Genomic DNA, 12899 nt, shown 5'->3' with positions numbered 1-12899 from the left:
CCCATCCGCCTAGCGTACCGGCAGGGTGTGGCCCTGCGCCGCACTGGCGCTGCCCAGCTCGATAAGCTGCATCACTGCAATGGCCTGGCTGGCCGGTACAGGGTTGGCCGCACCGTCCAGTATGGCCGCCGCCACCCCGGCGTAGTAGTGGCGGTAGTCGCCCGGCTGCATGGCCACGGCGTGGCCGTGTGCCTGGCCGTCTTGCTGTACATAGTGCAGGCCCGGCAGCGGGTCGTGGCCCCAGCCGGCGCAGCCGGGTTTTTCCCCTCGTTTCAGCTGGCTTTCCTGGGTGTCCAGGCCGTATTTCACGTAGCTGCCCTGCGTGCCGTGTACAGCAAAACGTGGCGAGCCGCCGCTGACCAGGCAGCTGGCCGACAGCAGCACGCGCAGGTGCGGGTAGTGCAGGCTGACATGGAAATAGTCGGTGGCCACCGCGCCGCTACGCTGTGCTGCCAGGTCGGCGTGCAGTGCGTGCGGCATGCCGAACAGCTGCAGCGCCTGGTCCAGCAGGTGCGGGCCCAGGTCGTACCACAGGCCGCCACCGGCCACGGCCGACTCGCGCCAGCGCGCCTGTACCTGCGGGCGGTAGCGCTCGAAGCGCGATTCAAACAGGCTGATCTGCCCCAGGCTGCCGCTATCCAGCAGCTGGCGCAGGGTCAGGAAATCGGCATCCCAGCGGCGGTTGTGAAACACCGACAACAGGCGCTGGTGGTGGCTGGCCAGTACCTGCAGCTGGCGGGCTTCGTCCAGGGTGGTAGTGAAAGGCTTGTCTACCACCACGTGCTTGCCGGCACGCAGGGCTGCGTCGGCCTGCGGGTAGTGGCAGTCGTTGGGGCTGGCGATCACCACCAGGTCGATGTCGGGGTTGGCCAGGGCTTGCGCCGTGTCGCTGACCACGTGCACGCCGGGCTGTTCGGCCAGTAGCTGTTCGCCCTTGCTGCTGACGATGGTATGCAGGCGCAGGCGCGGCTCGGCATGAATCAGCGGGGCATGAAAGGTGCGGCCAGCGTAGCCGTAGCCGATCAGGGCAATATTCAGAGGGGGTGTCATGCGCGCTCCACAGTAGGGCAGGCCGTGTGGCCGGCAGCAAAGCTTGCATGAAAAAGCCCGTGTACGCTAGGCAGTACACGGGCGGCAGGCGGGTGGCCGGGCTTAGCTTTTTTGCATGCCCAGCATCAGTTGGTCGAACAGGCGGCCAACGGCGGTTTGTTGTTCCGGGCTCAGGCCCAGGCTGGCGCTGGCGGCCGGTAGCTGGCGGCGCAGCTCTACCAGGCTGTCTTGCTGTGCCTGAATGCGGGCCTGCAGAGCAGACACCTCGCGGTGCAGCTCGTCCAGGCCTTGCGCGCGCGAGGCGGCCACTTCGGCCAGAATGGCCAGGTGGTCGCGCAGGCGGCCGCAGCGGTCTTCGTCATCCAGTGGCATGTCGCGCACCACCAGGCAGCAGTGCGGGTAGTTGAACGAGGTGTTGCTGCCGGACGAGTAGATATGCGTCAGCGTGCGGGCATTGGCAATAATGCTGGCTTCCAGCGGGGTGGCCTGGCCGTCGGTGGCATGCAGGTGTTCGCCCAGGCTACCGTATACCTGCATGCAGCCGTGCAGGCCGTAGGCTTCCAGTGTATTGCCAATGGCCTTGGTGATTTCCTGGTAGCTGTCCAGCTTGTTGATGCTGCGGATAAAGTCTACCAGCACCCCCATTTCCGACATGGCGCTCATGGCGGTCATGGCGGCAGAAAAGGCGCTGCGGCCGTTTTCTTGCAGCCGCAGCTGTTCGTCGCGCTGGCGCAGCACCAGATCTACCTTGAGCAGCAGCTCGCGCGGGTCGATGGGTTTGCATAGAAAGTCATTACCGCCGGCATCGTAGCCTTGCAGCCTTTCTTGCAGCTCCACATGGGCCGAGATAAACAGGATGGGCATGTCCAGCCCTTGTTCCCGTAGCCGGCGGCACACTTCGTAGCCGTCCATTTCCGGCATTTCCACGTCCAGCAGGATCACATCCGGGGTGTCTTCTTCTACCAGCGCGAGGGCTTCCTTGCCCTGGGTGGCAAAGCGCGTGGCGTAGTGCCCCTCGAATACGCTGGCGTAAAAAGCACGCTGGGTTTTACTGTCTTCGACGACCAGCAGCTTTGCTTCGGACATGCCTATCTCCTTGCTTGAATCTGGAATGCGCAGACCTGCCATGGCAGCTGCTTGTCAATTAGCCTCTAACTTTACTGCATCTGTTGTAAAAGTTAGATGTTATTTCGATATTTTGCTGGCCAGATTGCAGTGAATCTAGCTGGCGCGCCCGGTGTACAGGCAGGCAAGGGCTGCGTGGCCGGTGCGGTGTGCGATGTGGCCGGGGCAGGGCCGCGCCGTGTGTTGGCCACTGGCAGGCCTGATGCAGGGCGAATTTCGCGTGGCCTAAAAGCAGAAAACGGTGGCGCTATTTTGCATTTCGATGATTTAAGTTTATGAAATGAAACCGTTTTTTATGAGCGGCACATTGTTGGACAACACAGAGAAAAGTGTAAGCGCATGTCGCAAAGAGGATATGGCCTGCTGCAGAGATTCGATTAGAATCGTTGCAAGACTGATGTAACAGTGCGCGGCGTACGCAGCGCGGGCTGTGAACAAACAATAATTGCGACAAATTGCAGGAAGGAACCCATCAATGAGCAACACTGTCACTCGCGACACATTCGACCAGGTTATGGTGCCCAACTACAGCCCGGCCGGTTTTATCCCGGTAAAGGCTGAAGGCTCCCGCGTGTGGGACCAGCAGGGCCGCGAGTTTATCGACCTGGCCGGTGGCATTGCCGTGAACTCGCTGGGCCACTGTCACCCGGAAGTGGTGGCCGCCCTGACCGAGCAAGCCGGCAAGCTGTGGCATGTTTCCAATGTGTTTACCAACGAGCCGGCGCTGCAGCTGGCCAGCGCGCTGGTAGAAAAGACCTTTGCCGAGCGCGTGTTCTTCTGTAACTCCGGCGCCGAAGCCAACGAAGCCGCCTTCAAGTTGGCACGCAAATACGCAGCCGACCACTACAGCGCCGACAAGTACGAAATCATCTCCTGCACCAACTCCTTCCACGGCCGTACCGTGTTTACCGTGAACGTGGGCGGCCAGCCCAAGTACGCCGAAGGCTTTGGCCCGAACCCGGCCGGTATTACCCACGTGCCGTTTAACGATATCGATGCGCTGAAAGCGGCCATTTCCGACAAGACCTGCGCCGTGGTGATCGAGCCGGTACAGGGCGAGGGCGGTGTGATGCCGGCCGACCTGGCTTACCTGCAAGCCGCCCGTGAGCTGTGCAATGCGCACAACGCGCTGCTGGTGTTCGACGAAGTGCAAACCGGCGTTGGCCGCACCGGCTCGCTGTACGCCTACCAGGAATACGGCGTGACCCCGGACATCCTGTCCAGCGCCAAAGGCCTGGGCGGTGGCTTCCCGATCGGTGCCATGCTCACCACCACCGCGATCGCCAAGAGCCTGGCGGTAGGCACCCACGGCACCACCTACGGTGGTAACCCGCTGGGTGCGGCCGTGGCCGGCAAAGTGGTAGAGATTGTCAGCCGCCCCGAGGTGCTGGCCGGTGTGCGCGCCAAGCATCAGCGCTTTGTGGATGGCCTGAACGCCATCAACGCCAAGTACAACGTCTTTAAAGAAGTGCGCGGCATGGGCCTGCTGATTGGCGCCGTGGTGTCGGACGAGTTTGCCGGCCGCGCCCGCGACTTCCTGAAAGCGGCAGAAGCCGAGCAACTGATGGTACTGGTAGCCGGCCTGTCGGTCGTGCGCTTTGCCCCGTCGCTGGTGATTACCGAGCAGGATATCAACGACGGTCTGGCCCGTTTCGAGGCCGCTGTCGCTGCCGTGGTCGCCGTTAGCCGCCACTAAGCCGTACCCGGTCAATACCCCTGATACAAAGGAACACCGCTGCCAGCCTGGCAGCGGTGCGGGGCAGGCTGCGCCTGCGCCGGATAATAACGAGAGAGAGGCTTTCATGCTGATCGTGCGCCCAGTACGCATTTCCGATCTGCCGCTCATTGAAACCATGGCGGTGGAGAGTGGCATTGGCGTTACCAGCTTGCCGAACAATCGGGAAAAGCTTTACGAAAAAATCCAGACCTCGCTGGGGGCTTTCGAACACGAAGCCATCGCCGGAACGGGGCGTGAATACTATATGTTCGTGCTGGAAGACGAAGGCCGGGTCATCGGCACGGCGTCCATCAGCGCGTCCGCCGGCTTTGAAGAGCCGTTCTACAGCTACCGCAGCGAAACCATGGTGCACGCCTCGCGCGCACTGCAGGTGAACAATCGCATCCATGTCCTGACCATGTGCCATGACCTCACCGGCATGGTGCAGCTGTGCGGCTTTTTCTGTTCGCCGCAGTACCATATTCGCGCTTACGAGCTGTTGTCGCGTGCCCGCCTGCTGTATATGGCGGCCGCGCGCGAACGCTTTGGCCGCCGCATCCTGGTAGAAATGCAAGGCATGCTGGACGAAAACGACCAGTCGCCGTTCTGGGATGCCATTGGCCGCCGCTTCTTTAATATGGATTTCCCGCAGGTAGAGCAGGCGTTTGCCCAGCGCAGCAAGACCTTCATTGCCGAGCTGATGCCCACTTACCCCATCTACGTACCCCTGCTGCCGGATGCGGCACAGAATGCCATTGGCCAGATCCACCCCGATTTCGAGCGCCCGTTCAGCATCCTGTCGCGCGAGGGCTTCGAGGCCGACGACTACATCGACATTTTTGACGGCGGCGCCGTGCTGACGGCCGAGGTAGACCAGCTGTTTTCGCTGCGCCAGCAGGGCGTGTACCAGGTAGAAGTGGCACCTGTGCTGCCGGCCGGCGCGCAGGAAATGCTGCTGTCCAACCACCGCAGCGGCCAGTTTGCCGCCACCCAGGCGCACGCCAGCGTGGTAGACGACGTGATGTTCATTACCCAGGAGACAGCCCGTGCGCTGTCTGTCAGCAGCGGCCAGCGCATGTGTGCCGCCCCGTTGCTGCCTGAAGCCGGGAGGGCCCAAGCATGATGGTAATTCGCCCCGTACGGGCAGGGGATCTGCCCGGTTTGATGGACCTGGCGCGCAGCGCCGGTGTCGGGCTCACCAGCTTGCCGGTGAATGAAGACAGGTTGGCCGCACGCATTGCCCGCTCCGAGCGCAGCTTTAGCGGCGAGGCCGAGCTGGCCGAGCGCGGCTATGTATTTGTGCTGGAAGACACCGATAGCGGCCGCGTTGGCGGTATCTGTGCGCTGGAAGCGGCCGTGGGCCTGAAAGAGCCCTGGTACAACTACCGCGTGGGCAATATCGTGCATGCGTCCGAAGAGCTGGACGTCTACACCCGTCACGAAACCCTGTTCCTGTCCAACGACCACACCGGTTACAGCGAGCTGTGCACGCTGTTCCTGCACCCGGACTTCCGCGTCAACAAGAACGGTGGCCTGCTGTCCAAGAGCCGCTTTCTGTTTCTGGCGCAATTCCACCAGCTGTTTGGCAAGGTGGTGGTGGCCGAAATGCGCGGCGTGTCCGACGAGCAAGGCAAATCGCCGTTCTGGGAGGCGCTGGGCCGCCATTTCTTCTCGATGGAGTTTGCCGAGGCGGACTACCTGACCGGCGTGGGGCAAAAATCCTTCGTGGCCGAGCTGATGCCCAAGTTTCCGGTGTACATCGACTTTCTGCCGCAAGCCGCGCAAGACGTTATCGGCAAGACGCACGACAACACCCGCCCGGCGGTGGCCATGCTGCATAGCGAGGGCTTCCGCTACGAAGGCTACGTCGACATTTTCGACGCCGGCCCTACCGTACAGGCCTACGTACAAGACGTACGCGCCGTGCGCGAAAGCCGCGTGCTGCCCGCCAGCATCGGCGCCCAGCCTGCCGGCCAGGCCGAGTGGTACCTGCTGGCCAATACCGGCTACGACAGCTTCCGCGTGATTCTGGCCGAGCTGGTGCGCGGGCCGGAGGGTGTAACGCTGAGTGCCGAACAGGCCAGCGCATTGAATATCAAGCAGGGCGACCCCGTGCGTATCGTTACGCTGTCGCCAAAGGAGACTGCATAGTGACTACCCAGTTTATCGATGGCAGCTGGTTCGCCGGCGAAGGCGAGCTGCTGAACAAAACCAACCCGGCCACCGGTGAGGCAATCTGGCAAGGCCAGGCCGCCAGCGCCGCACAAGTTGGCCGCGCCGTGGCCGCTGCCCGCGCCGCCTTTAAAGCCTGGGCACGCCTGCCGCTGGACGAGCGTCTGGCGATTATTCGCCGTTTTGGCGAACTGCTGGCGGCCAACAAGGCCCCGCTGGCCGAGGTGATTGCCCGCGAAACCGGCAAGCCGATGTGGGAAGCGCAAACCGAAGTCACCACCATGGTGAACAAGGTGGATATCTCCATCAAGGCCTACCACGAGCGCACCGGCGAGCGCGCCGCGCCGATGGGCGATGCCCAGGCGGTGTTGCGCCACAAACCGCACGGCGTGGTGGCGGTGTTTGGCCCTTATAACTTCCCTGGCCACCTGCCCAATGGCCACATCGTGCCCGCGCTGATTGCCGGTAACACCGTGGTGTTCAAACCGTCCGAGCTGACCCCGTGGACCGCACAGGAAACCGTGCGCCTGTGGGCTGAAGCCGGCCTGCCAGCTGGCGTGATCAGCCTGCTGCAAGGCGCCAAGGAAACCGGCATTGCACTGGCCAACCACGATGGCATCGACGGCCTGTTCTTTACCGGCAGCTCGGCCACCGGCAATCTGCTGCACAAGACCTTTGGCGGCCAGCCGGAGAAAATCCTGGCGCTGGAAATGGGCGGCAACAACCCGCTGATCGTCGGCCAGGTAGCCGACGTGGACGCAGCCGTGCACCACGTTATCCAGTCGGCCTTTGTATCCGCCGGCCAGCGCTGCACCTGCGCACGCCGCCTGCTGGTGGCTGCCGGTGCCGAAGGTGATGCGTTTATTGCGCGCCTGGTGCAGGTAGCGGCCAACCTGAAGGTGGGTTTGTATAACGATGAGCCGCAGCCCTTCATGGGTTCGGTGATTTCCAATGCGGCAGCCGATGCGCTGTTGGCCGCACAGGCCAGCTTGCAGGCCAGCGGCGGCAAGGTACTGCTGGAAATGAAACGGCTGTCGGCCAGCGGCGCGCTGCTCAGCCCGGGCATTATCGATACCACCCACGCACAGCGCCCGGACGACGAGTTCTTTGGCCCGCTGCTGCAGATCATTCGCTATAACGATTTCGCGCAAGCCATCGATATCGCCAACGACACGCGCTTTGGCCTGGCCGGCGGCGTGCTGTCCGACGACCGCGCCCAGTACGAGCACTACCTGCTGGAAGCGCGCGCCGGCGTGGTGAACTGGAACAAGCCGCTGACCGGCGCGTCCAGCGCGGCGCCGTTTGGCGGTATTGGTGCCTCGGGCAACCATCGCCCCAGCGCCTACTACGCGGCCGACTACTGCGCCTGGCCGGTGGCATCGCTGGAGTGCGACAGCCTGACCGTACCGGCGCAACTTTCCCCAGGGATCACGCTATGAGCCAAGCATTTGAAGTGAACTTTGACGGCCTGGTGGGCCCCACGCACAACTACAGCGGCCTGTCGTTCGGTAATGTGGCCTCTACCGGCAACCAGCGTGCGGCGTCCAACCCCAGGCTGGCGGCCAAGCAGGGCCTGGCCAAAATGAAGGCGCTGCACGACCTGGGCTTCAAGCAGGGCGTACTGGCCCCGCACGAGCGCCCGGATGTGGCCAGCCTGCGCCAGCTGGGCTTTAGCGGTACCGACGCCCAGGTGATTGCCCGCGCCGCCAAAGAAGCGCCCGCCATTCTGGCGGCGGCTACGTCGGCATCGTGCATGTGGACAGCCAACGCGGCCACCGTCAGCCCGTCCGGCGACACAGCAGACGGCCGCGTGCACTTTACCCCGGCCAACCTGAACAACAAGTTTCACCGTTCTATCGAGCACCCCACCACGCGCCGCATCCTGCAAGCCATGTTTGCCGATGAAAGCCGCTTTGCCGTGCACGCGGCGCTGCCGGCGCAAATGCACTTTGGCGACGAAGGTGCGGCCAACCATACGCGCTTCTGCCACGAGTACGATGGGGCAGGGGTGGAGTTCTTTGTGTTTGGTGCCTCGGCTTTCGATAGCCGTTACCCCAAGCCAGCGCGCTTCCCGGCGCGCCAGACGCTGGAGGCCTGCCAAGCGGTGGCGCGCCTGCACGGCCTGAAAGAAGAGGGCGTGGTGTACGCCCAGCAAGACCCCGACACCATCGACGCCGGTGTCTTCCACAACGACGTGATCTCGGTAGGTAACCGCAATGTGCTGTTCCACCACGAGAAGTCCTTCCTGCATCAGCAAGACGTGTTGAACGAGCTGGCGCGCAAGTTGGCCGCAGTGGGCGGGCAGTTTGTGCCGATCGAGGTGCCGCAGGCCGAAGTGACGGTAGAGGAGGCGGTAAAAAGCTATCTGTTTAACAGCCAGCTGCTGTCGCGTGCCGACGGCAAGATGATCATTGTGGTGCCGGAAGAGTGCCGCAACATCGAGCGTGTGTGGGCCTACCTGCAGAAGCTGGTGCAGAGCGGCGGTCCGATTGCCGAAATCCGCGTGTTCGACCTGAAACAGAGCATGCAAAACGGCGGTGGCCCGGCCTGCCTGCGCCTGCGCGTGGCACTGTCGGCCAGCGAGATTGCGGCAGTGAACCCGAACGTAATGATGAGCGAGGCGCTCTTTGGCACGCTTAATGCTTGGGTAGACCGGCATTATCGCGACCGCCTGGCGCCCGAGGATCTAGCCGATCCGCAGCTGCTGGTGGAATGCCGTACTGCACTGGATGAGCTCACCGGCATTCTGGGTCTTGGCGCGGTTTACCCGTTTCAGCTGGCCTGATTACTGCCACTTGGCATGAAAAGCCGTAGCCTTCCGGGGCTACGGCTTTTTGCTATCTGGCGGTCAGAAACGAATACGGTAGATTGTATACAGAATGTTGCCGTCACATATTCGCAAAAACGAAACGTAGAGGTGATGGTATTGTTCGAAATGGAAAATTAATAGCACCATTTAAGTTGATAAGCGAAAATTTTTAAAACTCGCCACATCTGAAAATAACATTCCAAATGCGTAATATTTTGCACTGCAATATATTGCCACGCCCCTATTTTGACTAAAAAACACTAGTAAAATCAAATACTTGCAGAAAAAATAAAAAATGCTGCAAAAAGGTGAAATTCGCCTTTCTTTAAGATTGACAGTCAATTGGATACACCTACATAATCCGCTCGGCTTGTCTTACAGTTGACAGTCTGTAAGGTGCGGCCAACAAGATGGCATATAGAGGGTAAACCCCCGGATAAAGCTATCGGGACCATCAATCTAAGGAGATCCCACCGTGGACATTTTTCTGCAACAGATCCTGAATGGACTTGTGCTGGGCAGTATTTATGCCCTTATCGCACTTGGCTATACCATGGTGTACGGGATCATGGGCCTCATCAACTTTGCTCACGGCGAAGTAGTGATGTTTGGCGCCATGGTAACCATCACCGTCATTTCCCTGCTGACTAGCGCAGGTATCGTTTTGCCTGGCCCCATTCTGGTGCTTATCGGCCTGCTGGTAGCGATTCCGGCGTGTATGCTGCTGGGCTTTACTATCGAACGCGTGGCTTATCGCCCGCTACGTAATGCACCGCGCCTGGCCCCGCTGATTACCGCGATCGGCCTGTCCATCGTGCTGCAGCAAGCTGCCATCCTGATCTGGGGTCGTAACTACATCCCGTTCCCGCCTATCCTGGACCACGACACCATCGACGTGTTCGGTGCCACTATCACCCAGCTGCAAGTCGGCATTGTGGTGCTGTGCCTGGCGCTGATGGTAGGCCTGCTGATTGTGGTTGAAAAAACCAAGCTGGGCCGCGCCATGCGTGCTACCAGCCAGAACCCGGCTGTAGCCGGCCTGATGGGCGTCAACGTTAATACCATCATTTCCGCTACCTTCGTTATCGGCTCGGCACTGGGTGCCATTGCCGGTGTGATGGTGGCCACCAACTACGATCAGGCTCACTACTACATGGGCTTCATGATCGGCCTGAAAGCGTTTACCGCAGCGGTGCTGGGTGGTATCGGCAACCTGGGTGGCGCGGTAGCCGGCGGTATCCTGCTGGGTATCATCGAAAGTCTGGGTGCCGGTTATATCGGTGACCTGACCGGTGGTTTCCTGGGCTCGCACTATCAGGACATCTTTGCCTTCATGGTGCTGATTGCGGTGCTGATTTTCCGTCCTTCTGGCCTGCTGGGCGAGAAGATGGCGGATCGCGCTTAACACGGGGTACGTATGACTATGAATGCCAACAAAAAACTCGGCGTATTCATTGCCTCGGCCATCGCGCTGGCAGTGTTGCCTTTCGTGGTGGGTAGCACCCTGGGTAATTCCTGGGTACGTACCATCGACTTTGCCTTGCTGTACGTGATGCTGGCCCTGGGCCTGAACATCGTGGTGGGCTTTGCCGGCCTGCTGGACCTGGGCTTTATCGCCTTCTACGCCGTGGGTGCCTACACCTTCGCGCTGCTGGGTTCGCCGCACTTTGATATTCACCTGCCGTTCTACATCAGTATTCCGCTGGGCGCGCTGTGCGCGGCCTTGTTCGGCCTGCTGCTGGGTACACCGGTGCTGAAGCTGAAAGGCGACTACCTGGCGATCGTGACCCTGGGTTTCGGCGAGATCATCCGTATCTTCATGAACAACCTGAACGCGCCGATCAACATCACCAACGGCCCGCAGGGTATCAACCTGATCGACCCGATCCAGATCGGTGGCTTCTCCATGGGTAAAACCATCGATGTCGCCGGCTTTGCGCTGAACCCGGTACACATGTACTACTACCTGTTCCTGATCCTCACCATTGGTGTGGTGATCATGGCCTATCGCCTGCAGTACTCGCGTATCGGCCGTGCCTGGGTAGCCATGCGTGAAGACCAGATTGCCGCTTCGGCCATGGGTCTGAACATCCGCAATATCAAGCTGCTGGCTTTTGCCCTGGGTGCCTTGTCCGGTGGCGTGGCAGGTGGCCTGTTTGCGGCTTTCCAGGGCTTTATTTCGCCGGAATCCTTCGGCCTGCTGGAATCCATCATGATTCTGGCCATGGTAGTACTGGGTGGCATGGGTCATATCCCTGGCGTCATCCTGGGTGCTGTCGTGCTGACCATTGCGCCGGAAATCCTGCGTGATGTGATTGGCCCGCTGCAAATGCACACGTTCGGCCGGATGATTGTTGACCCGGAAAACGCACGTATGCTGCTGTTCGGTCTTGCCATGGTGATCATGATGCTGACCCGCCCAGAAGGCATGTGGCCGTCCAAGCGCCGCAAAGCCGAGTTTGAAGATGCCAAGAAAGGTTAAGCCATGGCTGAAGTTCTGCTGAAAATCGAAGGCATCCACAAACGCTTTGGCGGCCTTCACGCCCTGAATAATGTTGCCCTGCACATTAACAAAGGCGAAATCTACGGTCTGATCGGCCCGAACGGTGCCGGTAAAACCACCATGTTCAACGTGCTGACCGGCCTGTACACCCCGGACGAAGGGTCCTTTACCTTTGATGGCAAAGACCTGTTCCGTGCCCCTCCGCACATCGTGGTGGCCGGTGGTATTGCGCGTACCTTCCAGAACATTCGCCTGTTCCACGAAATGACGGCGCTGGAAAACGTGATGGTTGGCCGCCATATCCGCTCCAAGGCGGGTGCACTGGGCGCCATCCTGCGCACCAAGGCTGCCCGTGAGGAAGAGGCCGCTATCGAGGCCAAAGCCTGGGAGCTGCTGAAGTACGTGGGTATCGACGATGTGGCGCACGAACGTGCCCGCAACCTGTCCTACGGCCACCAGCGCCGTCTGGAAATCGCCCGTGCGCTGGCCACCGAGCCCAAGCTGCTGGCGCTGGACGAGCCGGCAGCCGGTATGAACCCGAAAGAAACCGAAGACCTGAAGGCGCTGATGGAGAAGGTCCGCAACGACGGTGTAACCGTGCTGCTGATCGAACACGACGTGAAGCTGATGATGGGCCTGTGCGACCGTATTGCCGTGCTTGATTACGGCAAGAAAATCGCCGAAGGCGTGCCGGAAGTGGTGCGCAAGGATCCTAAAGTCATTGAAGCTTACCTTGGAGCGGCACACTCATGAGTCTCTTGGAAGTCAAAAACCTGCAAGTGTCCTACGGCGGTATCCAGGCCGTACGTGGCATCGATTTTCACATCAACAAGGGCGAGCTGGTAACGCTGATCGGTGCCAACGGCGCCGGCAAGACCACCACGCTGAAGACCTTGGTGGGCATGGTGAAAAAGTCCGGTGGCACCATCAATTTTGATGGCAAGGAAACCGACAACATCGCCTCGTTCAACTTTGTGCGTAATGGCCTGGTGATGGTGCCGGAAGGTCGCGGCATCTTTGGCAAGCTGACGGTGGAAGAAAACCTGCAAATGGGTGGCTACCATCGTAACGACAAAGACGGCATCCAGCGTGATATCGAGCGTGGCTACGAGCTGTTCCCGCGCCTGAAAGAGCGCCAGACACAGCTGGCCGGTACCCTGTCCGGTGGCGAGCAGCAGATGGTAGCGATGGCGCGTGCCATTGTGTCCCAGCCTAAGCTATTGCTGCTGGACGAGCCTTCCATGGGCCTGGCCCCGCTAATCGTGGAAAAGATCTTCGAGATCATCCAGATGGTGGCCAAAGAAGGCGTAACCATGCTGCTGGTAGAGCAGAACGCCAAGCTGGCACTGGAAGTGTCGCAGCGTGGCTATGTGATGGAAAGCGGCCGCATCACCATGAGCGGCCCGGCGCAAGAACTGCTGGCCGACGAGCGCGTGCGTAACGCCTACCTGGGCGAATAAGCCAGCTCATCGCCTGACCAACCCCCTGTCCTGTGGCAGGGGGTTTTTCTTTGTGCTCGCGCC

Annotated in this window: 11 protein-coding genes; 9 read left to right on the top strand and 2 right to left on the bottom strand. The window is 60.7% G+C overall.

Annotated elements, in window-relative coordinates:
* Window positions 1-9: 9 nt before the first annotated feature.
* Window positions 10-1050, bottom strand: a complete 1041-nt coding sequence (locus FLQ44_RS07535) for an oxidoreductase (RefSeq protein ID WP_147693894.1) — start codon at window positions 1048-1050, stop codon at window positions 10-12.
* Window positions 1051-1152: 102 nt separating this feature from the next.
* A complete protein-coding gene (locus FLQ44_RS07530; protein WP_170252870.1) occupies window positions 1153-2136 on the bottom strand; it encodes a response regulator transcription factor in 984 nt (327 codons plus the stop codon).
* A 514-nt stretch (window positions 2137-2650) separates the two neighbouring features.
* On the opposite strand from FLQ44_RS07530, the gene FLQ44_RS07525 reads away from it, so the two are divergent.
* The 9 genes from FLQ44_RS07525 to FLQ44_RS07485 all read left to right on the top strand — a co-directional run bounded on the left by FLQ44_RS07525 (window position 2651) and on the right by FLQ44_RS07485 (window position 12836).
* Entirely contained in the window at window positions 2651-3871 is a 1221-nt protein-coding gene (locus FLQ44_RS07525) for an aspartate aminotransferase family protein (RefSeq protein WP_147693892.1), read from the top strand.
* 106 nt (window positions 3872-3977) lie between these two features.
* Window positions 3978-5015 carry an arginine/ornithine succinyltransferase subunit alpha gene (gene aruF / locus FLQ44_RS07520; RefSeq protein WP_147693891.1) on the top strand — a complete coding sequence of 346 codons (1038 nt, stop codon included), beginning with the start codon at window positions 3978-3980 and terminating at the stop codon, window positions 5013-5015.
* Window positions 5012-6043, top strand: a complete 1032-nt coding sequence (gene astA, locus FLQ44_RS07515; RefSeq protein ID WP_147693890.1) for an arginine N-succinyltransferase — start codon at window positions 5012-5014, stop codon at window positions 6041-6043. Before aruF ends, astA begins: the two co-directional genes overlap by 4 nt.
* On the top strand, window positions 6043-7503 hold the full coding sequence (gene astD, locus FLQ44_RS07510) for a succinylglutamate-semialdehyde dehydrogenase (protein ID WP_147693889.1): 1461 nt from the start codon (window positions 6043-6045) through the stop codon (window positions 7501-7503). The genes astA and astD overlap by 1 nt, the downstream gene beginning before the upstream one ends.
* The gene (gene astB, locus FLQ44_RS07505) at window positions 7500-8849 is read left to right on the top strand and encodes an N-succinylarginine dihydrolase (protein ID WP_147693888.1); all 1350 of its coding nucleotides are present in this window, start codon (window positions 7500-7502) and stop codon (window positions 8847-8849) included. The genes astD and astB overlap by 4 nt, the downstream gene beginning before the upstream one ends.
* A gap of 499 nt (window positions 8850-9348) precedes the next feature.
* Complete coding sequence (locus FLQ44_RS07500; protein WP_147693887.1) at window positions 9349-10278, top strand: branched-chain amino acid ABC transporter permease; 930 nt, start codon at window positions 9349-9351, stop codon at window positions 10276-10278.
* 12 nt (window positions 10279-10290) lie between these two features.
* Window positions 10291-11355, top strand: a complete 1065-nt coding sequence (locus FLQ44_RS07495) for an ABC transporter permease subunit (protein ID WP_206208721.1) — start codon at window positions 10291-10293, stop codon at window positions 11353-11355.
* A 3-nt stretch (window positions 11356-11358) separates the two neighbouring features.
* Window positions 11359-12129 (top strand): ABC transporter ATP-binding protein, encoded by a 771-nt coding sequence (locus tag FLQ44_RS07490; RefSeq protein ID WP_147693886.1) that lies wholly within the window; start codon window positions 11359-11361, stop codon window positions 12127-12129.
* Complete coding sequence (locus tag FLQ44_RS07485; RefSeq protein ID WP_147693885.1) at window positions 12126-12836, top strand: ABC transporter ATP-binding protein; 711 nt, start codon at window positions 12126-12128, stop codon at window positions 12834-12836. Before FLQ44_RS07490 ends, FLQ44_RS07485 begins: the two co-directional genes overlap by 4 nt.
* The last annotated feature ends 63 nt before the right edge of the window (window positions 12837-12899 follow it).

It is taken from the genome of Vogesella mureinivorans (assembly GCF_007644035.1).
GTDB classification, from domain to species: domain Bacteria; phylum Pseudomonadota; class Gammaproteobacteria; order Burkholderiales; family Chromobacteriaceae; genus Vogesella; species Vogesella mureinivorans.
Note: the sequence above shows the minus strand (reverse complement) of the source record. Positions and strands in the feature narration are given on the sequence as shown.